Here is a 24373-nt window from a genome sequence, read left to right on the forward strand (position 1 = left end):
ATAAAAATTCAGTACTCTTCTGTCCTTTTGCCTGAGATTGTGAACCCTTCGGCGCCGTATATACGGTCTCTCCAGAAGCTGCTCCTGCCATAGTGTGACCCATGACAATCATAGCTTTCTTTTTTTATTCGGTTGCTGAGGTGACATAATCACCTGAATTGTTTCTAATACTAGTAATCTTATGATCGTTTGTCAACCGTTTTATTTCATTTCTTCTTTCACAACGTGAAACAGGACTTCCCCATCCACTTCCAGAAGTCTCCTAACAAGACTACAGCAGGAGGAGGAATTTATAGTGAAGACATATTATGTCATCCGCCATTGTGAAGCAACTGGGCAAGCTCCTGATGCTCCTTTGACGAAACAAGGTCAAAAACAAGCAGACGCACTCGCCGTTTTTTTCAAAACCATCCCCGTCGACCGGATTTTATGCAGTCCGTTTCGCCGGGCACGGGAAACGATTTTACCTCTCGCCGCTCTTCATGATTGTTCGGTTGAAATCGAGGATCAGCTCCAAGAACGAACCCTCAGCACCTCACCTTTAAGTGATTGGCGTACCGCTTTACAAGAAACATTCGTCGATTTAGATCTCCGCTTTCCCGACGGTGAATCCAGTCGTGAAGTGATGGAGCGGATGACGTCTATCCTAAAAGAAGCATCGCTTCACCCTGCCCGTCATACGATTCTTGTCACACACGGAAATGCGATGGCTTTATTGTTGCACACCATCGATTCGACCTTTGGCTACGAAGACTGGCAGCAATTGCAGAACCCTGATGTGTACCGTCTCGTTCAGACCGCCGAGGGGATGACCTGTGAATGGATGCCGCTTCATCAAACCAAAACGTAAACAGGTGAAAGACATTTTTTCAAGTATTCGACAAACGCATACGATTACTTTTGATCTATTCTTTTAACTTATGGAAAACATAAGAATTATCTATTTTACTTCCCCTTCGAACTCCGCTACATTTAACGAATTGATAACAAAGTGAAGTAGTTCGAATCGCCGTCTACAGGGAGATTCGGCTTAGGAAAAGAAGGGGTATGTTATGTCTACACAAGCAAGTCACGCACGAAAAGGGTATTTGATGATGGCTGTTCTCTGGTTCGCCTATGCGACCTTCGCCATGAACTGGGTCGCCGGATCTTCGCTGACACCACAAATCACGGCTCATTTTTTCGGAGACCGGACCGTCGATCCGTTGATTTCGCAACTCGTCAACTACTCGATTACGACAGCACGCGTCTTCGCGAACATCTTAGCAGCACTCATTCTGATGAAGCTTGGACCGAAAAAAGCACCGATGCTCGCACTGTTATTCCTGATGATGTCGATTGTCGCCATCTATCTGCCGAACTACTGGGCGTATACGGCAGCCCGGATGGTCATGGGCCTGGGCGGTTCGATGGTCATCGTCTACATGAATCCGGTCGTCACCCGCTACATCAGTGATCCGACGGAAAAACTGCGGATCAATGCACTCAATACGGTGTCTTACAATGTCGGAGCGTTCGTCGTTTCCTTGCTGTTCACGTTTTTCGCGACACAATTCACGAACAATTGGCAACTGACATTGACGATTTTTGCTGCTTTGATAGCCGTCCTGTTCCTCGCCTGGTTGATCTTCAGTGAAGAATTCGACTTAAATACGGCAAGTGATCAAAACGAAGTCGTCACCGCTTACGGTTACAAAGATGCAATCAAAGACAGCTTCTTATGGAAATATGCGTTGGCGTTCGGCGGTTTCTTGACGCTCTACATTCTGTCGCTCGTCGGACTCAAACCGGTGTTTGACACGTATACTGAGTTAAACGGATCGCTGGTTAATCTGCTCGTCTCCGGTGCCGGTATTATCGGAACCTTCGTCGGTTTGAAAATCGGCAGCCGCGGGACACCGCGAAAACCGATTCTTCTGATCAGCGGATTCGTGATGATCGGCAGTTTCATCGTTACGGTCGCGTTCGGCAACATTTCACCACTCGTTTCGTATGCCTTTGCCTTCATTTCCGGATTTACCATGTACATTCAGTATCCGATTTTCATGAATCTGGCCCACGAGATGAAAGGGATGACTCCGCAAAAGATCACCGTCTTATTTGGTCTATTTTGGGCAATTGCGTATGCGACCCAGACCATCTTTACGATTCTTTGGAGTTACACGCTCGGTCAAATGGGTTATACAGCTTCAATGGTCGTCTTTTTCCTCAGCTGTTCGACGTATCTAATTTTCAGTATCTTTTTACCGGAAACCAAACCGAAACAACCGGTCACGGCTTCGAAAAAAACAGCCTGATTGCAAACAATCCCCAGTGTCGCTCGCGACCTGGGGATTATTTATTTTCGATGGGCACCGTATTGATGCCGTAAGATGAACAGCAACCGGATCAACGGTTCATGGTAGGAAATGAATGTTCCTTCCCGAATCCCGGCAATGATGTCCTCTTCCGTCGCCCACTTGACGGCTTGGACTTCTTCTTCCTGTAACGTCAGTGTCGTCAAATCGACGTCCGTTTCGATTAAGTAATAGTCGTCAAACCCGACCTCAAACGGAACCGTCAGCTGCGGACGCCGTCCGGCGAACGACAGAGACAATCCGAGTTCCTCAAACAATTCACGCTCTGCCGCCGTTTGACTCGTATCGCCCGTTGTCGCACTGCCGCCGACGCTGACATCCCACATGTTTGGCCAGCTCTCTTTGAACGGTTGACGTTGCTGAATCAACATCTGTCCTTGTTGATTAAAGAGACAGACATGGACGACAAGATGGTAGTCCCCGTCCTGCAACTCTTTCCCACGCGGCCATGTCCGTCCGGTCTTTTGACGGTCAGCCGTATAGATATCCCATCGTTCCATTTACTTCTTCCCTCCTGCCCAATTGTCCGAAAACAGCGTCGAGACGGTTTTGTCTGCTTTCGCCCGGTCGAGTCCGAGCACGACACTTAAAAACAGTACTTCTGCCGCGTCATCGAAAAGCGTCAATTCATACTGTTTTCCAAAACGGACCCATCGTCTTTTCCCTTGCCCGATTTTTTGACCCTGGTACATGACAGCAAACGCCATCGTCGACCAATTGATATCGACTTGCAGCTCGCGGCTGTCAATCCGATAATCTGAAAAGATAAAAGCTCCTGTTTTTTGAATGGTTGCGATGACACGTCCGTCCACTTCAATCAGCACGTGTGGTAACATGCTAAACGTTTGTCTCGTCACACGACCGACCTCTGTTTTTTCATGAAGGAGTTGCCAGTTTTTCTGCATTTGGAATAATTGTCCCGTGACTTCATGCGTGACGTGTCCGGCTTCATCTTGAATCGTAAATCGCCGGTTCAACTCAAACGTCTGGTTCATCAAAAGTTGTTTCATGCTTCTCTCCTGTTCTATTAAGACGACGCGTTTGCCGCATCGTCTGCCTTCACACAATCAATCGCAACGACGAGCGCAATCAGAATCGTCTCCATCGCGGCATCAATCACCTGAATTTCGTAGCTGTCGCCAAACGACAACCACTTTTTCTCAACCTGTCCGACGACTTCCCCTTGCCGCTTGACCTGGAAATCCATGTCCCACCAGTTTCCGTCAATCTCGATTCCGGCTGCGTCAATCGTATAACGGGCTTTGAACAATGAAAATTCCTTTTCGATCGTCATCGTTTGTCCCGCGACCTCAACAAAAAACTTCGGTCTTAAACTGAATGTTTTTTTCGTGATCGTCGCAATTTCTTCTCCGTCCGTCGTCGTAATCAAAAACGACTTCGGAATTTTCATGAAGCTGCCTTCGACGAGATACCGATCCTGCTCCTGTTCATTCTTGATCGAAAAACGCCCTCGTAAACTGAGTGCTTTTTGTTTCATATACAGTGTATGCATGGAGAACTCATCCTTTCCTGGCGACTGTGTTACACCTATTACGATATGAACGGACTAAAAGATTCATCCCTGACTTCCTTTATCTGGTTTCGACAAATGGCTTCAATATTCCCGCCTGCAAAGCTTGTCTCCTTGCACTTTTTGTTCAATACGCTTAAAGTATATAGTTGATGAAATTTTAATTGAGCAAAACGAATTACCTTAAGGAAAGGGTTTTATATACGATGAAAAACAACTTTTGGCAGGACCTGCCACGACCATTTTTTGTACTTGCACCAATGGAAGATGTCACGGACGTCGTTTTCCGTCACGTCGTCGCGAAAGCGGCGCGACCGGATGTGTTCTTTACTGAATTTACGAATACAGAAAGTTACTGTCATCCAAAAGGCAAACAGAGTGTCCGCGGACGCCTTGAGTTCACGGAAGATGAACAGCCGATGGTCGCCCATATTTGGGGCGACAAACCGGAATATTTCCGTGAAATGAGTATCGGGATGGCGGAAATGGGCTTTAAGGGCATCGATATCAACATGGGTTGCCCGGTGCAGAACGTCGCCGTCAACGGAAAAGGATCGGGACTGATCAACCGTCCCGATGTCGCCGCCGAACTGATTCAAGCAGCAAAAGCCGGCGGTCTGCCGGTCAGCGTCAAGACACGTCTCGGTTACTCGAAAGTCGAAGAGTGGCATGACTGGTTACGCCACATTCTCGAGCAGGACATCGCCAACCTCTCGATTCATTTGCGGACACGTAAAGAAATGAGTGCTGTCCCGGCTCACTTCGAACTAATTCCGGAAATCAAGAAACTCCGGGATGAAATCGCGCCACAGACACTCTTGACAATCAACGGAGATATCAACGACCGGCAACACGGTCTTGAACTCGTCGAGCAGTACGGTGTTGACGGCGTCATGATCGGACGCGGCATTTTCCATAACCCGTTCGCGTTCGAAGTCGAAAAGAAAGACCATTCGAGTGAAGAATTACTTGATCTGTTGCGTCTGCAACTCGACCTGCACGATCAATATTCAGCGGAATTCGAACCCCGTCTCTTCAAGCCGCTCCGCCGGTTCTTCAAGATTTATGTCCGCGGTTTCCGCGGGGCGAGCGAACTGCGCGCCCGTTTGATGGACACGAATTCAACGGACGATGTCCGGGCGCTTCTTGACGAATTCGTCGAACAAGAAGGCATTCACGCTGTTAATTCGTTTTCGATTTAAGAAACATGAGATACAGCAAAAGAGAGAAGCGGCTTAGACATCGCTTCTCTCTTTTTGTCGTGTACGTTTTTTAATTCTCTATGATGTGATTATCCGTTCTTCATATGGAACGACTCGGTTAACGTGAAGGTGATGTTTTTGAGCTCAAGCCCACCAAGCGCAAAGTACAACTTGAAGTAGTTGTGCGGATTAAAGACAAAGACGTCTTTCGTCTGCGTCACCCATTTCCCGTCTGTTCCGTTAAATGTAAATGTCGCGACCGGCATATTGTTCGCAAACAACGTCACCGGCATCTGTGCCAGTTCACCGGCATACGACCGTGCTTCAAACGTGACGTGGTACATCCCCGTTTCTTCCGCCGTCACGGCAAAGACATGACTGCTTCCGGTCGACGTGTCGAGTTCATCAAACACAATCGGGACACCGCTTTGAAGTTGCTGATGCGTGACGGCCTGTTCGTTAAGCTCATCTGCCTCTTCCGGTAATCCGGTGACGTCGACTGTCGCTTCCTGACCAAGCGTCCGCTCCATGACCGGTGACCGCAGGATGAACTGACAGATGTTCGCCGCACTCCGTAACAATTCCGCCCGTGTCAACGTGCCGTCTGCAAGCGACGACAGCGTATCATCCTCAAACGGATTCGCCCCCGGTTCTCCGACGACCATGTAAAGATCATTTTGCGAACGGACCATCGTCGCCGTCTGTTGCCGGTTGGCTTCTGTTTCTTCGGTATTGATCTTCGCCCACCAGTCGGTCATGACGACACCGTTGAAGCCCCACTCGTCACGGAGAATCCGGGTATTCTGATCATACAATCCGGCGGTCCACAGTCCGTTGACGGCACCATAGGTCGTCATAATCGCATATGCCTGTCCCCGTTTGACGGCATGCTCAAATCCTTTCAGATAAATCTCTCGTAAAGCTCGTTCCGAGACAATCGAATCGAGATCATGACGATGGAATTCCTGATTGTTGGCACTTAAATGCTTGAGCGTTCCCGTCACGCCGACCCGGTGCATCCCGTCGAGCTGGGCGACAGCCATCATCCCCGTTAAATGTGGATCTTCCGAGAAGTATTCGAAGTTCCGGCCGTTGAGTGGATGACGGTGAATGTTCATCCCCGGTCCAAGCAACGTATCGATGCCGTTTTTCCGGAGTTCAAGCCCTGTCATCTCAAATAAATCCGCGACTAAATCGACGTTGAACGTTGAGGCGACGAGCGTTCCGTTCGGCAGTGAGAAAGCTTTTGTTCCGATATCCATCCGGATGCCGGACGGACCGTCGGCACAGCAGGCTGCCGGAATCCCGAACGCTGTCAGCCGGTCGGTCACGCCACCAAACGCCGCTGCCGTTCCTGGTGTGACACGCGGTGAGTTCATCCCTTCACCGCGGACGATCGCCGCAAGATCCTCATCCGTCAACTGATCGAGGAACACGGCGAGCGACGTCTTCTCTTCGTAGACATCCTTCAGGGTCAGTCCCTGGTTGTCCGAATACGTGCGTGCTGCCGGTCGTTCGGCTAAACGGCGGGCTTCCGGATCAATCGTCCGAAGTGGTGTCGCTTCATACGTCACGTCATATCCGGTCTCTGTCTGTTGCGGATTCAGGCGGTCGAATGCCGTGACCGGTGCCATGTTTTCGCTTAACGTCTCGATGACACGTAACGTCTCAATCGTTTGTGTTGCCACATGCGCTGCTCTCCGGACGTCCGTGCCGACGTACAGGTGATACGCTCCTGCTTCAATGACGTAAGACGATTTATGCCCCGTCACACCGGCGTCATCGTAACTTGCATATTCCGTCAGCGGTACCGTTAAGGTCAGCGTTTCCCTTTGATCCGCCTCAAGGAGTCGCGTCTTCGCAAAGGTCACGAGTCCCCGCGCCGGATTCCCGAGTTGTCCCTGTGGTTTCTCGAGATACACCTGGACGACTTCTTTCCCGCTGCGTGTCCCCGTGTTCGTGACGGTGACCGTTAACGTGACCTGTTGCTCCGTCATGTCGACCGTATCTGTTACGACATCAAACGTCGTATAGGATAAACCAAACCCGAACGGATACAGGACGTCATCCTTCGCAAACGTCTCGAAGTAGCGGTATCCGACATAGATGTCTTCTTTGTAAATCGCCCGGTCTTCGTGACCGAAGTACGGCGTCGACGGGTACGCATCGAGGGAACGGACAATCGTATCCGGTAATTTCCCGGATGGTGTAACTGCTCCCGTCAAGAGATCGACTAAGGCGTTGCCGCCTTCCATCCCGCCTTGCCATCCGTACAAAATCGCACTCGGATCAAAATCAAGTGCCCACTGCATGTCAATGACATTGCCGACGTTTAATAAGACAACGGTCTTCGAAAACGCTCCCGAGACTTTTTCAAGCAGTGTCAATTCGACGTCCGTCAGCAGGTAACTGCCGGGATCCGCTGTATTATCGCGGTCTTCACCGGCCGTCCGGCCGATCATGATGATCGCGACATCTGATTGCGACGCTGCGTCTGCGACGACTTCATCCGTGACCGGCATTTCTTCCTGCGACCACGGTTCCGCCGCCCAGCCTTCGCCTTTATCAAACGGATGATCTTTCAGCCAGGCTTCGTAGACGTCGAGTAACGACTGGTTCACGGTCAGATCCGGATGTTGTTGCAGAGCTTCGAGTGGACTTGTCACGTGCGACACGTTGACCATCCCACCCGATCCCGTTCCGCTTTTATAGTAATTAAACTGATTGCGTCCAAAAACCGAGATCGTCGTCCCTGCTAAAAGCGGCAACGTCTGCTTATCATTTTTCAACAGGACTGCCCCTTCTGCGACCGTTTGCCGTGCCAGTGCTATATAGGCGTTCCAATCTAATGTATATGTCGTCATCGATTCATCCTCCTGTTGGTTGTGTAGTAGTAAAGCGTTTCTTCAGACCGTTCGCGATTTCCGTGATGCAGTCTTCCGCTTGCGGATACTGACCGAGCTTTTCGATAAAGGCGTGGTCCATGCCGTTATATTGAATCCGTTTTGTTTTAACGCCGGCACGTGCGAGTTTCCGTCCATACGCTTCGCCTTCGAGACGGAGATAATCGTATTCCGCCGTGATGATCAGCGCCTCCGGCAGTCCTGCCACCTTGTCGCTGAAGAGTGGTGAGACATGTGGATCCTGGACGTCCGTCGTTCCTTGCAGGTACAACCGGTTCAACAAGCCATCCGTGTCTGCAAGAGCTGTGACGATCCCTTCAAGCAACTCCCGATTCTCGTTCATTTCATAGTCATCAAGACGCCACTCGAAATCATCCGTCGGCAAGGCGGCGAGATTGACGACCGGATAGAGCAGGACTTGGTACTGGATCATCTGTGTCTGTTGTTCGCGGTCAAGCAGGGCACAGACGGTCGCTAGGTTGCCGCCGGCACTGTCGCCGGCGACAGCCAGTTGTGTCCGGTTGATTCCGAGCTCTTCCGCTTGTTCATAGATCCATGTGACGGCCCTGAAACAATCGTTCAGACCGGCTGGAAATGGATGTTCCGGTGCAAGCCGGTAATCGATCGAAATCACGACGACATTTGCCCGCTCTGCTAACAATCGGCAAGGATGTTCAACCGGTTCAAGCGTTCCCCCGAAAAAGCCGCCGCCATGGAAGTAAATCACCGCCGGTAACGGTTCCGTCGAATGGGGACGATAAATCCGTGCCGGAATCGGTTGTTCCGCACTTGGAATAATTATTTCTTCCGTCGTGATTTCTGTCGTCGTCAGGTCGGTATTGATCCACCCCATCCCGGCCCGCGCTGCTTCGAGTGAAAAAGGACCTGCCGGCGAACTGTCTTGTTGTTGCTGCAACATGACTTCCAAAACCCGTGGATCAAGTACGCCGCTTTCCGTCCGATCAGGTACCGGTTTGATGACGACTTCAACGCTATCCTGCAGCGCACCGGTCGTTTTTTCCGCTAAACATTCGACCAACTGCTGATAATCCCGTCCCATGTCTCTTCCTCCTTTTATCGAATTCTTCATTTGCTTATAAGAGTTCATTCATTTGTAAAAATAAGTATCGAAACCGCTTTCGTAAATGATTAAAAAAATGTCCGATATCTCTTTTCCTTAAAAGATACCGCTTACAAAACCAATCATACGCATCTTCATCCGATTAATCAATCATTCTAGATAATTCAAAAAAAGGCACCCGTCTTTCGTGTGCTTTCCTTCTCGGAATGACGCGAAACGAGTGCCTTTTGAATTAACTTAAAATATTTTCTTCCGAGACGAGCGTGAAGCCGTCGATGACTGTGTCTTCCTCGACTTCAATCAACAGACATTGTTTGCCGTTATAATTGACTTGCTTAATGTACTTCAAGTCTTGGGCACTGACGGAAATGTTTGCGACTTTCGTATTGATTTTAATCGATTTCGCTTCATAGTTCGGGACGATGTTACTCGCCTTCATTTCGTACGTCGTATCATCGATGACTGTTTTGAAAGCCCGTTCGACCTGTTCCGTGCTGACGTCTTCGATCCCGCTCGCTTTTAAGACCCGTTCGACTTCTTTGACGTTAAGCATCGGAATATCTTCCGGCTCGTCTTCCTTTTCGTCTTCTACGACGAGCAGGTGATTGACTTCCTCATAGACACCCGCGAGAGTTTTTGAATCGACCGATTCGCCGATGACCAGTTTGACGATCTCTTCAAATACCGCTTTGTCTTCTTCCGCCGTCACGATCTGTTCGCCGTTTAAGACGTTTTCGATAAACAAAAGGTCCGGTTTATTCGGCTTGCTGGCCGTGTACAAAACACGGTTGACGTCTGCCGCATTATCCGTGAAGCAGGGGAATAGAAAGCCGCCGATGGGTGAAGCGAGTTTGATGACCGGATTGATCAGCAGGTTTGACTTAAACTCGAGATCGACATAATCAAAGACAAGCGACTGTTTCGGCAGTTCCGTCTGATTGAGGCTGCTCAGAATAAACGGTGTCGTATAGACTTCATCGTTCTTATCAACTTCCGTCTCGTCTGCCTGCCGTTTCGTCGTTTTGTAATACTGTCCCCGGATGAACGTGACGACGATATCGTTGTCATACTGGACGTCCTGCACCATCTTCAGCGCGATCTGTTGCATCTGCTCCGTCCAGTCTTCCGTCTCTTCCGTGTATAGCCCTTCGTACAACAGTTGTTGCGTATGTCCGGTCGCTCCTTCTTCCGGCTGTTGGAACTTGACCTCAAACAGCTTGATGTCGAGTTTCCCGGTCAGGACTTTCTTGAAGTTCGCGAGGAACAATTCCTGTTGCTCGAGCTCAAGAAAGGCGAACGGACGGCTTTCTTCGTAGAAGATTTCACTCGTTTCCTTGCGGATATATATATTATAAATTTCGTTGATTTTAAGTAGTTCCGAGTCGACCTTAAAATGGCGACGGATATCACTGATGTCTTGTTTGTTCATGGTACTTGCTCAGCTCCTTGGCGTTTGAATTCCTGATAACTTCTCAACTCATGTCCGAATCGAACAGAGGTACCCCTTTACTATACAAGAGTTGCATTTTTTTATGTTAAAAGTCCCCGCAATTTTAAATCATTCATTTCGTTTTTTATCTAATATCGATTTTAATTTTTTTTAAGTAATTCATTTCTCTATTACTTTGGGCCTAATTCCAAAAAAATATTTTTGATGAAAAATATTCAACTTTTGTAATGTTTACATTATTTTAACCCTATCCAAAATATTCGATGTGATACTGGGAGATGTGAGAGATTTCTTTCACACCAATACATAAGAGGAGGCAGTTTATGTTCCAGAAAATCAAGCTACTCGCCGTATCGTTTGTTTTGTTTCTCACTGCGTTTCAGTTCGACCTCTCACCCGTTGCAGCACTCCCGTCCGGCATCCCGTCAAAAGCGACGGCTCAATCTGAGCTCAACGCACTGACAGTCAAGACCGAAAGTACAATGACCGGTTACTCCCGTGATCTCTTCCCGCATTGGAGCAGCCAAGGAAGCGGCTGTGATACCCGTCAAGTCGTCTTGAAACGCGATGCGGATTCTTACGTCGGCAGCTGTCCGGTCACGTCCGGCTCATGGTACAGTTATTATGATGGACTGACATTCACGAACCCGTCCGATCTCGACATCGATCATGTCGTCCCGCTCGCGGAAGCATGGCGTTCGGGTGCAAGTAGCTGGACGACAACGACACGTCAGGCATTCGCAAACGATCTCAACGGTCCGCAATTGATTGCCGTCTCCGCAAGCTCGAACCGTTCAAAGGGTGACCAGGATCCATCGACATGGAAACCCACCCGTGCCGGCGCAAGCTGTGCGTACTCGAAGATGTGGATCAACACGAAAAGCCGTTGGGGCTTGAGTCTCCAATCCTCTGAAAAAACAGCACTGCAAACGATGCTGAACACCTGTACATACTAAGAAGGAGTCGATTCGATGGAAACGAAAACCTCTACTTTTACCGCTACGCATGGTGTGATGACGAATGAAGTCGGCGTCATCAGCGGCGAACTGGAATTACGGACGACCTGCCAGGAAGACGGTACACTCGAACTCGCCATCTCATACGTCGGCTCAATCGACGTTTACACATTACCCGGCAAGGATTATAAACTGCATGATATCCGCGACCACGAAGTCGTGCACCGGGTGCTTGTAAACGTACTCGAACGAACATAATAAAAATAGACGCTGTCCAATCAATGGGCGGCGTCTATTTCATTCTCAATTACTGAAAATCGTATTGTCATTATTTGTGAAATCGTGCGTTCTCATCCTACTCTACATTCGTTATAGTGAGAACAAAGTCGTTATACTTCAGGGAGGAATATCTCATGCGAAACATCCTGATTCCATCTGGCGTCATCTTAAGTAGTGCGGGTTTGTTCATGGCACTTGATAGTCATGTACCTGCTTTGCTTGTCACCGGAATCATCCTGCTATTTGGTTGTGGTATCGGAATCATCACGAAAGAAAAATCGGAGTAATCGTTCATATCCAGTCAGGAGGACACCCATGATTCAACAATTCATAAATGAACAACAGTCGCTATCGGCCATCGGTGGATTTGTTGCCAAGTATGCCTACCCGATCCTCGCTCACGTCAATCCATCACGTTTACAAGAAAAAGATCTAGTGATATTGATTCAAGCTGATCAATCGATTGTCGTATCTTTAGCTAATCATCAAGATCAAACAATCTGGACGACAGTATCACGGGAGCAGATTCATCAATCGAAAAGTTTACTGGCACCCAAGACATGCTATTTTAAGATTCCGCATGGCGAATATGTCGGAACCTATTTGATTTCACCAGATCTGATTGTGAATGAACAATTCAAGAATGAAATGGACTATATGAAATTCATAACAGTATAAACAACTCAATAAAATTCAATCGAAATATTTTTATATTCGTTCGATTTCAAAAAAGATATTAACAACTTCTGAGTAGATTGATCCGCTTTTTCTAAAAGTCCTTCACTTACCTTTTTCTTCTCTACCTTTTCTTTATTCTTACTTATAACATCAAACACTGTTTGCGTCGGGTAGTCCGATAAAATGTTTCCTTTTACGTCTTCTACCTCTGCTTTTTCGATTTCAGCAACATTATCAAGAATACTAGCTTTCGGCACTCGTACAAGCATCAAGTCTTTTTCTTTGTTATATGAAACACTTACTTTAGAAAGATCGGTTCCTGCTTTCAAGTATCCGGAGTATTTAATAAGTTTAATCGCCTCAGCAAACTTTAAATCTGTGATTCCAAAAGGAAGTTTTCTATTTGTACGACTAACAATTACATCGCTATACTCGTACTTCAAAGTAGCCAGTTCCGATAAGTCTACTATTTTTTCTTGAATTAAATATGTACTTGATTGCTTTTCAGTTTTAAGTTCAATAGGTTTAAATATGAACAAAGCAATAAGACCCAGAATTGCAACAGCCACAATTGAGATTACGCTAGTAATAATCGTTTTTTTCAAAGTTTGCGCTCCTTAAAAAATGTATTTTTTTCCTTTTCTAATTATACATTTTTACTAATTAAATAATTAATATAAATTTTAAATTATGATATTTAAATTAAAAAACTCTAACATCCTCTAGAACATATTTTTAAGTATATTCTAGAGAATTTTAGAGTTTTTGAAGTTCACTTATGATACGGCTCTCCGTATTGTATCTAAATGAGATTTTTTTCTCGCTTAACAAGTGCAACTTCATTTACTGTTTAGTTTTTATGGTTACGGGAAATATTTTAAGTACTAATTCAGCTAATCCATTTGTTCTTCTATTACACAAGATATTTTACCTACTCTGCTGTATTCAGCGACTGCAGAACAAACATTAAAGCCGGATAAGTCAGTGTAAAGAATCAACATCCCATCCTAAAAAATATTTTTTGAAGAACCGATGATTTTATAGAAAAAATATAATTCAAACTTCTTGTGTTGAACAAGAGAATGATTTGCTTATTTCTAAAGGCGGATAGATAAAATTTCCTTGGTATCATGAACGACATCTGAAATCTTAGGAGGTTAATCATGAATAATGGCCAGCCCGATTTTAACTCTGACTTTGCTTTACAATATGATTCTTTTATTCGCTTAGCAGTTCCTGCCTATGAGCAATTATTCCCGATGTCTGATTCTTTTTTTATCAAACGAAAAAAACGTCTCCAACTCTTTTGGTTGTTGGAGCCGGAGGAGGAGCTGAGTTACTTTACTTTAGTCAAATCTACCCTAGCTGGTTTCTTACAGGAGTGGACCCTTCCGACCAAATGATGAAGATTGCCTCGCATAAAATACGACAGGCAGGTACAGAGAACCGTGTCAAACTGCATCAAGGGTTTGTTCATGAATTGCCAACTGATAGTAAATTTGACATGGCTACCTGCATCCTGGTTCTCCAATTCCTGCCGGATGATAATGCTAAACTCAACTTGTTAAAGAGCGTGGCTGAACGGCTGGAACATGGGGCTCCCTTTATTCTTGTGAGTATATTTGGAGACAAAGAATCTGCTGAATTCCACAAAAATTTTGCTGCCTGGAAAGAGCGTTTTCGAAGTAATGGGGTGGACCCCGAGAAGAGTGAGGACGTACAAAGAATTCTTAAAATGCCTCTCATTACAGAAGACAAAATACTAGAATTACTGGATGAGGCGGGATTCCAGAACATTGTAAAATTCTACTCAGCATACCAAGTTGGCGGCTGGGCAGCTGAGTTAAAATAATGCCTCTCTTAAAGTATGTGCTATGTCTAGAATTAAAAGGCAATGATCCTAACCTAAAGAATTATCTCCTTTACTCTTGGGGATTTAGCATGGAATAACGAAAGAGATAATCGCGTCCATTTTCTGCCGCAGATCATTGTCCATTGCATATCTATATTCTTCTTTATCTCTGATTCCAACTCACAGGTTAGTAAAATCGGTGTTAGACACAAAAAAAGAGCATCAAAAGCTATCGTATAGCTTTTGATGCTTCTTCGTTATAACTATATTCAAGTTGGAGAAAGGGCTATCCTCAAAAGCCGCCTTTTTTGACTTTTGGAACTCACTATTTATTGTCATGGGAACTTTTTCTGACAAACCTCATTTACTTATGATACGGCTCATTCCGATTAATCCGATATGCCCGATAAATCTGTTCACACAAAATCATCTTCATCAATTGGTGGGGAAATGTCATCTTCGAGAAGGAAATCGTATCGTTCGCCCGTTGCATGACTTCCGGTGCGAGACCAAGCGATCCGCCGATGACAAATGCGATTTTACTTTTGCCGTATGTCGCCAGTCGGTCGAGTTCTGTCGCAAACTGTTCGCTCGTCCGTTGCTTTCCTTCGATAGCAAGTGCATAGACATGAACGTCCGGTCCGATTTTCGCTAAAATCCGTTCGCCTTCTTTTTTCTTCACTTGCTGCATCTCGGCATCACTTAATTGTTCCGGTGCTTTTTCGTCCGACACCTCGATTTCTTGAATCGAACAATAGACGCCGAGCCGTTTCGTATATTCGGCAATTCCTTGCTTCAAGTACTTCTCTTTTAGCTTTCCGACCGTAATAATGGTAATTTGCATCATTTTTCTCGCTTTCTGACAGAAAATTCAGGAGTTATCCACAGAGTTATCCACATGTCCACATGTTGATAATTATTTTTTGCTTGACACAAGATATGTCGCAGGCTGATCACAGTACTCACACGTGACGTTTTTCTCTGCTGACACCTCTTCCAAAATCGGGTACTCTTCCGTTTCATCGACTACTTCGTCGAGCGCTAACTCGACGTGTTCTAAACAGACATATTTATCCACAGGTCTTTTCCTCCTTTTAAGTTATCCACATTTATCCGCTACCAGTATAACAAAAATTGACTTCTCCGGCCGAAAAAAGTTATCCACAGCTCGAGTCCTCACTCCGTTTACTGCTCGACGACCTCCTCCATTCATCGTGTCCGCTGCACGCGACTCCTACAGGAAAAAGCGCGGCTCGCCCGCGCTGTCAGAGGAAAACGAGACCCGGGTATCAACGCCGACAGGCAAGAAGCCCGCGGCTTGTTCCTCACCTGAGGAAAGTGCGCGACAGCGAATCACGATGAGAATCAGAGACACCATTTTTTCTGTGCACAAAAAAGCTATCCGTACAAACACGGATAGCTCTTCCATTTGTTTATTGCACCGTCGCCGGTTGCGCCGACAGTTTGACATCAAGTGTCTGCTTCTCGCCGCCCCGGTAGAACGTCACCTTGACGTTATCGCCGACTTTCGCATCCCGGTACAGGACACTCTTTAAATCGGCAAACGAGTTGATGTCCTTACCGTTGATCTCAACGATGACATCATTTTCTTTCATCCCTGCTTTTTCCGCTCCACTGTTGCCGGTCAAACCGACGACGACAATCCCGCGTGTGACATCATTTGGTAACTTCAGACGATCTTCCCGGAAACCGCTCGGGAACTCCTGGACGTCCCGGATCTGAATCCCGAGTTGCGGGCGAATCACTTCACCGTTTTGTTCAAGATCACGCATGATCGGCAAGGCTTCGTTGATCGGAATCGCAAAACCGACACCTTCCACACTCGCTTCGGCAATCTTCATCGAGTTGATCCCAATCAATTGACCGGACGTATTGATGAGCGCCCCGCCTGAGTTCCCCGGGTTGATTGCCGCATCGGTCTGGATGACTTCCGTATTGAAGTCCTGCTGACCATCCTTGTTCGTATCGACCGGAACCGTCCGTTCCTGAGCACTGATGACACCACGTGTCACTGAGTTCGCAAAGATGCCGAGCGGGTTCCCGATCGCAAGGACCGTCTCTCCGGCGCGTAACGTATCGGAATCACCGAGTTTGACGACTTGTGTCACTTTCGACGCATCAATCGAGAGGACCGCTAAATCGTACGTCGGATCTTCTCCGAGTACTTTTGCTTCAAGTGCCGTTCCGTCGGATAACGTGACCGACAAACGGCTTGCCCCTTCAACGACGTGGTAGTTCGTGACGACATAGGCTTTATTGCCGTCTTTTTTATAGATGACCCCGGACCCGGCACCTGTCTCTTGATCGGCACCTTGGAATGAACTTTGTAAATTCGTCACGCTGACGACCGCTTCCTTCGTTTGACTGACGGCACTGACGATATCATTTTCCGATTCCGTCGCCTTCGTCGCCGCTTGTTCCGGTGCCGTCGTCGAGACCGGAGCACTTGTCATTTCGTCGCGGACGAACGGCCAGGCGATCAAGGCAATCAACAGCGCCCCGATGATACCGCCGATCAAGCCGACAAAAAAGGCTTTTCCGCCGCCGCGGCGTTTTGGTGCAGGTGGTTCTTCTTCATATGATTCACGATAAGGACTGACCGGCTCGCCTTCACTTGGTCGTCTTGGCGGAAAGCCGTTTGTCTCATCGGTCGATGCGTAAGGCTGATCTGATTCGTTCCGTGGTTCTTCTGGTCGATCCATCGACACACGCCTCCTTCTTAAACTCTCTTTACACAAGTATACCCCCATCACGTGGCGAGTTAGCCAAATGTGGGGGTCTTTTGAGCATATTCAGTAATTTCCCATAATCAGAGCTTCAAAAGCGGTGTCGGGATGACCGGATCGGTGTCGAGCAACTGAATCTTGCTGAGGTCGACATCGCGGCTCGCAAGCGTCTGGGAGACACTCATCCGGGCCAGCTCCTTCATGTTGTTATCCTTACTCAGGTGGGCCATATGGATCCGTTTCGTCCGGTCGTCGAGCACTTCGCTCATCGCAATCGCCGCGTCTTCGTTTGAGACGTGTCCGTAATCGCCGAGGATCCGCCGTTTGACGCTCCACGGGTAATGCCCCATCTGAAGCATCCCGATATCATGGTTCGCTTCAAAAATATAGGCATCGGCGCCACGGATGACGCCTTTCATCCGGTCCGAGACGTAACCGGTATCCGTGATATGGGCGAGACGTTTCCCGTCGTGGGCGAACTGGAAAAACATCGGATCGGCCGCATCATGACTGACGTTAAACGATTCGACCTCGATATCGCCAAACTGTTTGACCTCGCCGACTTCCCAGAGGAACTTCAGTGCGGGATCAATCTTACCGATCTTCGCTTCCATCGCTGCCCACGTCTTTTCGTTCGCATAGAGCGGGATGTTGTACTTCCGTGCTAAAATCCCGACGCCTTTAATATGGTCCGAGTGTTCATGGGTGACGAACAGCCCATCGATTTTTTCCGGCGACCGGTGAATCTGATCGAACAGGGCAAGCATCGCTTTGCCGGTCAATCCGGCATCGACAAGCAGGCGGGTCTGTTCACTTTCGATGTAGAGGGCATTCCCCGTCGAGCCACTGGCAAGGACGCTATAGTGTAGGCTCATCGTGCATTCCTCATTTCTCTGAAACGGTATCAAGCCGTTCGATGGTCTGAACTCCGCCGTCGATTGCATTGACGAAATACAGTTCTTCTCCGTTCAGTTCAATCTGCCACGTCGGCGGTAAGATCTGGACCGACGTCGTGCCTTCGGTCACGAGACAAAAGTAGCCAAGCTGCTGGCTCGTCATTCTTTTTGAGGCTCTGAACAATCCCTGCTCTGACAGTTGAATGATGGATTCACTGGCCGACAACAACGTGACATCCTGTGCCTGACGGACGACCTTGTTTAAGTGACGTTGTTTATAGCTGACGATTTCCTGTTGTTTGTTTAACTGAAGGACGAGTAACGACGGACCAATCATCGCATCGTCTTCCCTCGATTGTTGTGGCGTCGAATAGAGCGGTTGTTCTTTATACGTCTGGACGAACGTCATCTCATTATGTTTGCTGTCATACTTCCAAAACGTATAATCCGTACCATATGCGACGGAAGACCGGACAAATGATGTCGCGGAATCACGCATCGCTTTGGCTTCGAGCGGATACGATTTCGTTAAACGGACCGACCATTCAATTTGGTTTTTGACCGATATAATCGCATCCTCAATCGAAGAACCCTCTTTTGGGGCGAGCGAACTGGCATCGACTTCCGCCGTCAAATATCCGATTTCTTTTGAGACAGCTTGTAGTTTTTTCTCATCAATTTTCCGTTCCTTCAAAACGGTTTTCCCATCCGCATTCGTCGTTGCGATTCGGGGATCGACCATTCGGTCCATCAGCTGAACAGCAAGATAGACGTTCAGGATCAGGAACGTCAGAATCAGTAACGTTTTTGCTTTACTCCAATCCATGAAACATTATCCCTCTTTTCCGATAGCTTGATCGACCGTGGCCCATTTTCCGTTTTGTTTGACGAACCATGCCGGTTCAAACAAGGCATAGCGACTCGTTTCAATTTGATACGTCATCTCATACCCCATCCGGATGCCGGAAATCTCATCCAACATGTCGGCGGATTGAAGCTGTTTTTCAATCTGATCGATGGATGGCAATGTCGTTTCCCGGAGCAACAGCTTCCGGTCTGCCCGGAGCATGCTCCGACTGAGCGAACGGATTTGATTTTCCTCGAATGTCACTTTGATCGTCGCTAAATCAAAATCCGGTTGCTCAAGCAACGGTCCGGCTTCGCCAAACACCGGATACCGATTCAGATACAGACGGAACGTCGCTGCCTGTTCTTCATCCGTTTTCGACATCTGATCGAAGTAATAGCGGAAACCGCTGCGTTGCGTCAACTGATCAAGCCAGCCTCCGTGGATATTGATGTAACTGACGATCGTACTGTAATCGACAGAAGACGTCTGGGTATTCGGTGATAACGTATTGAATCGAAACGCGTTGTAATCCCGATCATACGTCGAGACGCTGACTCCGTCCGTCAAGACATCGAGTTCATCCCGACTCTTGATTTGTTGGACGTTCGAATTTTCCGTAAAGAAGGCACTTTCGATCCGACTGAGTGGTTTCGGATCCTGTGCGATATCATCGTAGACGAATACTTCTTCAAGCTTAGGTGTCGTACTTGGGACATACGTATAGTCGCCACCTTTCAGCTCGACTTTCGTCATCGGTTTTTTCTTATCGTAGGCAAACAGTCGTTTTAAGACTGTCTCGTCGCCAATCAATTTAAAGTCCTTGAACCGTCCTGTCGTTGACTCGAGCCGCAGAATCGGACCCTCATAGTCGAGCAGATACAACCGTTTGATTGGTTCTGACATCGCAATCTGTTCTTCTCCGAGCAATTCCTCCAGCATCTTTGCACTGATCGGAGTCGGGAAAATCATCTCGACACTTCGTTTGCTGGCCGGGATGTTCGAGGCCTTATCCGTCAAGACTAAGACACCAACATCAAAGGAAGCCCCGATCCGGTTCAAGATCGTCCGCCCGATGATTTGTGTCTGATAGGCGGTTTCACCGTTCGAGTAGACTACAAGCTCCGGATTGACGAGCTGATTCCCTTCGACCGTCTTCGAGGCATCGATTTCATTAAACGACACCTGTTCCTGTTCGATCGATTCACTGCTCGGATGATACGTCCACAGCATGGCTGTCTGAACTATCGAGCCACTGACAAGCAAAATCAAGAGGACGGTTTTCAGTCGCTGTTTGGTCATCCGATATCCACCTCTTCGATCACCTCATACGGAAGTGTAAAGTAGATTGTCGTACCGCGTCCCCACTCACTTTCTGCCCAGATGTCGCCACCGTGTGCCGAGACGACGTCTTTCGCGATCGAGAGACCCAGTCCCGTCCCACCAATCTTACGTGCCCGGGCTTTATCGACCCGGTAAAAACGTTCGAAAATCTTTTGCAGGTTGGCTTTTGGAATCCCGACCCCTTCATCCTTGATACTGATGACGATTCGTTTCGCCCGCAACATCGTCCGGACGGTGATCGTTCCGCCTTCCGGTGAATACTTGATCGCATTCGTCAAGATATTGTCCGCGACCTGAATCAATTTATCTTGATCGCCTCGAATGTAGACTTTCCGTTTCATGATCTTCCGGCGGAACCGAATCCGTTCCGGTTTCGTCATATCATGCCGGTCAAGAATCTCATTCAGGAATTGAATGTAGTCAAAGCGGACTTTGTTCATCTTGTATTCCTTACTGTCCATTTTCGACAGTTGCAACAGATCGGTGACGAGGCGGATCATCCGCTCCGTTTCGTTTTGTGTCGTCTCCAGGAACCGTGGCGCCAGTTCTTCATCCTGGTAGGCACCTTCCGCCAAGGCTTCAAGGTAACTCCGCATCGTCGTCAGCGGTGTCCGGAGTTCATGACTGACGTTCGCAACGAATTCGCGGCGATCCTGTTCAACTTGTTCCTGTTCCGTGACGTCATGCAGGACGATGATCATCCCGGTAATCGGTCCGCTGTGTTTTTTGACCGGAGAGAAAAAGGCCCGGACGAGGAACAGTTCATCTTCGCTACTGAAATCAAGTAAACGGGGGGGCATCGTCCCGTCTTCCGGAATCATGAAGTCGTCTCCTAGGGCAAGCAGATCCTTCAGATTCGTCCCGACGATTCCCGCGTCATCGACTCCGACGATATCTTTCGCCTGATCGTTCATCAAGATGACCCGTAACGTCCGGTCGGTCGCGATCACACCGTCTGTCATGTTTTCGAGGACACTCGTCAACTTCCGCCGCTCGGCTTCCGTCGTCGCATTGGCTTCGAGCAACTCATCCGTCAGTTCATTAAAGGACCGCGCGAGCTGTCCAATCTCGTCATCCGAATAGACTTTGACCTTCCGCGAGAAATTCCCGCGCCGCATCTCGATCGCCTGACGTCGCATATCGGAAATCGGACGAGTGATCGTCCGCGATAACAGGACACCGAGGATCGAAGTGATGACAAGTGCAATCACTGTCCCCGTCGCTAAGATCCGTGTGACTTGTTGCATCTGAGCATAAATCGACTCCATCGAAGCTCGGACATAAATCATGCCTGTCGTCGCACCTGTCCGTTCCGATGTGACAGGCACTGCAAAGATCCGAATCTTATCTTCCGTCCCCGGATCAAGTACCGTATCGACACGTGAGGAGCTGGTCGCTTGTGCTTTTTTGATCAGTGAATTCGTCGCCCGTTGCCCGACGGCCGACTGATTATCTTCATCAGATGTCGCTTGAATGATCGAGTCCTGATCAATGATCTGGACCTCGAGAATATCGTTTCTTGAAGTCGAGCCACTACTAAACTCAGACAGCAGTTGTCCAAGGGATTCAGACAACTGCCGTTTTGAGGCTTCATCATCGCCTGTCTTATCAAATTCCTTCCCGACGTTGTACGCAACAAGCCCGGCCCGGTCTTCGACAGATTTTGAGAAGTTCGTAATGTACTGCTTTTCAAGCGAACGAACGAAGTAAACACCAATGACTTGCATCGCGACTAAAATCAACAATGCATAAATGACGACAAGCTTCCACTGGATCGATTTAAAGAAGTTCGTTCCTTTTAACATCGTTATTCATTCTCCCCGTCTTGGAGATAGTAGCCGACACCACGGCGGGTCATGATATAGATCGGTGTACTTGGGTTATCCTCGACTTTTTCACGCAGACGGCGCACCGTCACGTCGACCGTCCGGACATCACCAAAGTAGTCGTAACCCCAGACTGTTTGAAGCAGGTGCTCACGGGTCATGACTTGTCCGATGTTTTTCGCTAAATAATGCAACAACTCGAATTCACGTTGAGTGAGTTCGATTTTTTGATCTTTCCGTGTCACGGTATGAGAATTCGTATCGATATACAGTTCTCCCACTTTTAACGGACCAGGACCGGCATTCGCAGGAGTTGCCTCTACTGCGTTGACATTTCGTAGATGTGCTTTGACTCGCGCTAATAGTTCGCGTGAGCTGAATGGCTTCGTCACATAATCGTTTGCGCCAAGCTCAAGTCCTAAAACCGTATCGATTTCAGAATCCTTTGCCGTCAACATGATGATCGGGACTTTTGATGTTTTCCGGACTTCCCGGCAGACTTCCATCCCGTCCATCAATGGCAACATGATATCGAGTAAGATGAGGTCGGGTTTGAACTCCTCGACTTTTTCAAGTGCTTCGACACCATCATTTGCTACTGCAACACTATAGCCTTCTTTTTCTAATTTAAATTTTAATATATCCGCAATCGGCTGCTCGTCGTCGACGACGAGGATTTTACGTTCCGTCACTGGGTGTTCCCCCTTAAAAATTTCTATTCAATCTATTTTACCTGTTTTTGAGGCATATAGAAAGGTGGCGACGGAAACTCCCGACGCCACTCTGCTGACTACATGACCCGTTCACGCCCATCGTTCCACGTGAAACATTACTTTTAGTATACGCCCTTTTGATTCATCTTGTGAATGTTTTCGCTTGCTTCCTCATCAAAAAAGAAGCCGATCCAGATTTGATATCCGGACCCGCTCCTCTGAAAAATTATGCTTCTTCGTACAGATCACGCAGCACAACCGTCTGTTCCCGTCCTGGTCCGACTGAGAATGTGACGAGTGAAATGTCCGTCAAATCAGCAATTCGTTTGACGTAATTTTGGGCATTGAGTGGAAGATCTTCAAACTTCCGAATGTGCGTGATATCTTCTTTCCAGCCCGGTAACTCTTCATAGACCGGGACACATGCTTCAAGATCACGGAAGCTTGCTGGGTACTCGTCAATCTGTTTGCCTTTAAACTCGTACGACGTACAGATTTTAAGCGTTTCGATCCCTGTCAGAACATCGATTGAGTTCAATGCAAGATCCGTCAAACCACTTGTCCGGCGTGAGTGACGGACGACGACCGAATCAAACCAACCGACACGGCGTGGACGACCTGTCGTCGTACCGTATTCCCGGCCGACTTCACGAATATGGTGACCAATTTCGTCAAACAGTTCCGTTGGGAAAGGACCATCACCGACACGTGACGTGTAGGCTTTACAGACACCAACGACATGATCGATCCGGGCTGGACCAACACCGACGCCTGAGGCGACGCCGCCGGCAGATGCGTTCGATGACGTGACGAACGGATACGTCCCGTGGTCAAGGTCGAGTAAAACGCCTTGTGCGCCTTCGAAGAGGACTTTTTCCCCTTTGTCGAGGCTGTCGTTGACGACGACCGATGTGTCACAGACATATTTCGCGAACTCTTGACCGTATGCATAATATTCTTCGAAGATATCGTCAAACGCAATCGGTTCCGCGTCATACATCTTCGTGAACATCCGATTTTTTTGTTCGAGAACAATTTGTAATTTTTCTGCGAATGTTTCTTTGTCGAGTAAATCAGCCATCCGAATTCCGATCCGTGCCGCTTTATCCATGTAGCACGGGCCGATTCCTTTCAGCGTCGTTCCGACTTTCGCATCGCCTTTTGCTTCTTCTTCGAGCTGATCCTGCAGTTGGTGATATGGCAAGATGACATGTGCCCGGTTTGAAATGAGTAAGTTATCTGTTGAAACACCACGATCGTGCAGATACTTCAATTCCTTGACGAGCGATTTCGGGTTGACGACCAAACCGTTCCCGATGACGCATTTCTTGTCTGAGTAAAAGATCCCTGAAGGAATCAGGTGTAACTTATACGTCTCATTATTAAATACGATCGTATGTCCTGCGTTGTCTCCACCTTGATAACGTGCAACGACATCGGCTTTTTTCGAAAGAAAATCGGTGATCTTTCCTTTTCCTTCGTCGCCCCACTGTGTTCCGACTACTACTACTGATGACATATTCTCATCCACCTCCACGTACGATTCAAAACCACGACTAAGTGTAACGCGGAAAAAAACAGAAGTCAACCAAATACCGAACAATTAATTGTTACAATTCTTTTTCGTTCGTTTAAATCGCTGTTTTAATTCACTTTTTTCCTTTCTCTTCAAGATATTCAAACATAACGATTCAAAAAACTCCTCTGCCGG

25 protein-coding genes and 1 riboswitch are annotated in these 24373 nt (G+C 47.7%); of the genes, 9 read left to right on the forward strand and 16 right to left on the reverse strand.

Annotated features, from left to right (window positions below; all coding sequences use genetic code 11):
* Positions 1 to 9 precede the first annotated feature (9 nt).
* Positions 10 to 85: riboswitch (glycine riboswitch) on the reverse strand.
* Between the two features lie 210 nt (positions 86 to 295).
* Complete coding sequence (locus tag BLD48_RS05405; protein ID WP_071499278.1) at positions 296 to 850, forward strand: histidine phosphatase family protein; 555 nt, start codon at positions 296 to 298, stop codon at positions 848 to 850.
* Positions 851 to 1052: 202 nt separating this feature from the next.
* Positions 1053 to 2297 carry an MFS transporter gene (locus BLD48_RS05410; RefSeq protein ID WP_071499279.1) on the forward strand — a complete coding sequence of 415 codons (1245 nt, stop codon included), beginning with the start codon at positions 1053 to 1055 and terminating at the stop codon, positions 2295 to 2297.
* A 41-nt stretch (positions 2298 to 2338) separates the two neighbouring features.
* Here the strand turns inward: BLD48_RS05410 and BLD48_RS05415 are convergent, their stop codons facing one another.
* From BLD48_RS05415 to BLD48_RS05425, 3 genes are read right to left on the reverse strand one after another with little or no spacing between them, the layout of a single operon-like run.
* Positions 2339 to 2857, reverse strand: coding sequence for an NUDIX hydrolase (locus BLD48_RS05415; protein ID WP_071499280.1), 519 nt, complete (start codon positions 2855 to 2857; stop codon positions 2339 to 2341).
* On the reverse strand, positions 2858 to 3367 hold the full coding sequence (locus BLD48_RS05420; protein ID WP_071499281.1) for an LURP-one-related/scramblase family protein: 510 nt from the start codon (positions 3365 to 3367) through the stop codon (positions 2858 to 2860). It lies immediately after the preceding gene.
* A gap of 17 nt (positions 3368 to 3384) precedes the next feature.
* The gene (locus BLD48_RS05425) at positions 3385 to 3870 is read right to left on the reverse strand and encodes an LURP-one-related/scramblase family protein (RefSeq protein ID WP_071499282.1); all 486 of its coding nucleotides are present in this window, start codon (positions 3868 to 3870) and stop codon (positions 3385 to 3387) included.
* 224 nt (positions 3871 to 4094) lie between these two features.
* Between BLD48_RS05425 and BLD48_RS05430 the strand changes: the two genes are divergently transcribed.
* Positions 4095 to 5090 (forward strand): tRNA dihydrouridine synthase, encoded by a 996-nt coding sequence (locus BLD48_RS05430; protein ID WP_071499283.1) that lies wholly within the window; start codon positions 4095 to 4097, stop codon positions 5088 to 5090.
* An 89-nt stretch (positions 5091 to 5179) separates the two neighbouring features.
* On the opposite strand, the gene BLD48_RS05435 is transcribed toward BLD48_RS05430, so the two are convergent.
* From BLD48_RS05435 to BLD48_RS05445, 3 genes are all read right to left on the reverse strand, one after another.
* The gene (locus BLD48_RS05435; protein WP_071499284.1) at positions 5180 to 7954 is read right to left on the reverse strand and encodes a glycoside hydrolase family 3 protein; all 2775 of its coding nucleotides are present in this window, start codon (positions 7952 to 7954) and stop codon (positions 5180 to 5182) included.
* 4 nt (positions 7955 to 7958) lie between these two features.
* A complete protein-coding gene (locus BLD48_RS05440; RefSeq protein ID WP_071499285.1) occupies positions 7959 to 9053 on the reverse strand; it encodes an alpha/beta hydrolase in 1095 nt (364 codons plus the stop codon).
* A gap of 253 nt (positions 9054 to 9306) precedes the next feature.
* Positions 9307 to 10503, reverse strand: coding sequence for a DUF4317 domain-containing protein (locus BLD48_RS05445; RefSeq protein WP_071499286.1), 1197 nt, complete (start codon positions 10501 to 10503; stop codon positions 9307 to 9309).
* A gap of 344 nt (positions 10504 to 10847) precedes the next feature.
* Here BLD48_RS05445 and BLD48_RS05450 point away from each other — a divergent pair, with 344 nt between their 5' ends.
* From BLD48_RS05450 to BLD48_RS05460, 4 genes are all read left to right on the forward strand, one after another.
* Positions 10848 to 11480 carry an HNH endonuclease family protein gene (locus tag BLD48_RS05450; RefSeq protein ID WP_071499287.1) on the forward strand — a complete coding sequence of 211 codons (633 nt, stop codon included), beginning with the start codon at positions 10848 to 10850 and terminating at the stop codon, positions 11478 to 11480.
* 15 nt (positions 11481 to 11495) lie between these two features.
* Positions 11496 to 11738 carry a hypothetical protein gene (locus tag BLD48_RS05455; RefSeq protein ID WP_071499288.1) on the forward strand — a complete coding sequence of 81 codons (243 nt, stop codon included), beginning with the start codon at positions 11496 to 11498 and terminating at the stop codon, positions 11736 to 11738.
* A 155-nt stretch (positions 11739 to 11893) separates the two neighbouring features.
* Positions 11894 to 12046, forward strand: coding sequence for a hypothetical protein (locus BLD48_RS16250; RefSeq protein ID WP_161487693.1), 153 nt, complete (start codon positions 11894 to 11896; stop codon positions 12044 to 12046).
* A 28-nt stretch (positions 12047 to 12074) separates the two neighbouring features.
* A complete protein-coding gene (locus BLD48_RS05460) occupies positions 12075 to 12437 on the forward strand; it encodes a hypothetical protein (RefSeq protein WP_071499289.1) in 363 nt (120 codons plus the stop codon).
* A 5-nt stretch (positions 12438 to 12442) separates the two neighbouring features.
* Here BLD48_RS05460 and BLD48_RS05465 read toward each other — a convergent pair whose 3' ends face one another.
* The gene (locus BLD48_RS05465) at positions 12443 to 13042 is read right to left on the reverse strand and encodes a DUF4230 domain-containing protein (RefSeq protein ID WP_071499290.1); all 600 of its coding nucleotides are present in this window, start codon (positions 13040 to 13042) and stop codon (positions 12443 to 12445) included.
* 558 nt (positions 13043 to 13600) lie between these two features.
* On the opposite strand from BLD48_RS05465, the gene BLD48_RS16365 reads away from it, so the two are divergent.
* Positions 13601 to 13840, forward strand: coding sequence for a hypothetical protein (locus tag BLD48_RS16365; RefSeq protein WP_201723137.1), 240 nt, complete (start codon positions 13601 to 13603; stop codon positions 13838 to 13840).
* Positions 13744 to 14289, forward strand: coding sequence for a class I SAM-dependent methyltransferase (locus BLD48_RS05470; protein WP_083412247.1), 546 nt, complete (start codon positions 13744 to 13746; stop codon positions 14287 to 14289). Before BLD48_RS16365 ends, BLD48_RS05470 begins: the two co-directional genes overlap by 97 nt.
* Before the next feature lie 364 nt (positions 14290 to 14653).
* Here the strand turns inward: BLD48_RS05470 and rlmH are convergent, their stop codons facing one another.
* The 9 genes from rlmH to BLD48_RS05515 all read right to left on the reverse strand — a co-directional run bounded on the left by rlmH (position 14654) and on the right by BLD48_RS05515 (position 24181).
* Positions 14654 to 15133, reverse strand: coding sequence for a 23S rRNA (pseudouridine(1915)-N(3))-methyltransferase RlmH (gene rlmH, locus BLD48_RS05475; protein ID WP_071499316.1), 480 nt, complete (start codon positions 15131 to 15133; stop codon positions 14654 to 14656).
* 72 nt (positions 15134 to 15205) lie between these two features.
* Complete coding sequence (locus tag BLD48_RS05480) at positions 15206 to 15367, reverse strand: CxxH/CxxC protein (RefSeq protein ID WP_071499291.1); 162 nt, start codon at positions 15365 to 15367, stop codon at positions 15206 to 15208.
* A gap of 355 nt (positions 15368 to 15722) precedes the next feature.
* A complete protein-coding gene (locus BLD48_RS05485; RefSeq protein WP_083412248.1) occupies positions 15723 to 17012 on the reverse strand; it encodes a trypsin-like peptidase domain-containing protein in 1290 nt (429 codons plus the stop codon).
* 107 nt (positions 17013 to 17119) lie between these two features.
* Positions 17120 to 17911, reverse strand: a complete 792-nt coding sequence (locus BLD48_RS05490) for an MBL fold metallo-hydrolase (protein WP_071499292.1) — start codon at positions 17909 to 17911, stop codon at positions 17120 to 17122.
* 10 nt (positions 17912 to 17921) lie between these two features.
* On the reverse strand, positions 17922 to 18758 hold the full coding sequence (locus BLD48_RS05495) for a two-component system regulatory protein YycI (protein ID WP_071499293.1): 837 nt from the start codon (positions 18756 to 18758) through the stop codon (positions 17922 to 17924).
* 6 nt (positions 18759 to 18764) lie between these two features.
* Positions 18765 to 20081 (reverse strand): YycH family regulatory protein, encoded by a 1317-nt coding sequence (locus BLD48_RS05500; protein ID WP_071499294.1) that lies wholly within the window; start codon positions 20079 to 20081, stop codon positions 18765 to 18767.
* Positions 20078 to 21928: a cell wall metabolism sensor histidine kinase WalK gene (gene walK / locus BLD48_RS05505; protein WP_071499295.1), complete on the reverse strand. Its 1851-nt coding sequence runs from the start codon at positions 21926 to 21928 to the stop codon at positions 20078 to 20080. The genes BLD48_RS05500 and walK overlap by 4 nt, the downstream gene beginning before the upstream one ends.
* Before the next feature lie 2 nt (positions 21929 to 21930).
* Positions 21931 to 22641 (reverse strand): response regulator YycF, encoded by a 711-nt coding sequence (gene yycF / locus BLD48_RS05510; RefSeq protein WP_071499296.1) that lies wholly within the window; start codon positions 22639 to 22641, stop codon positions 21931 to 21933.
* A 247-nt stretch (positions 22642 to 22888) separates the two neighbouring features.
* A complete protein-coding gene (locus BLD48_RS05515; RefSeq protein ID WP_014971731.1) occupies positions 22889 to 24181 on the reverse strand; it encodes an adenylosuccinate synthase in 1293 nt (430 codons plus the stop codon).
* Positions 24182 to 24373: the final 192 nt, after the last annotated feature.

The sequence above is a fragment of the Exiguobacterium sp. KRL4 genome (genome assembly GCF_001870785.1).
Lineage (GTDB): Bacteria > Bacillota > Bacilli > Exiguobacteriales > Exiguobacteriaceae > Exiguobacterium_A.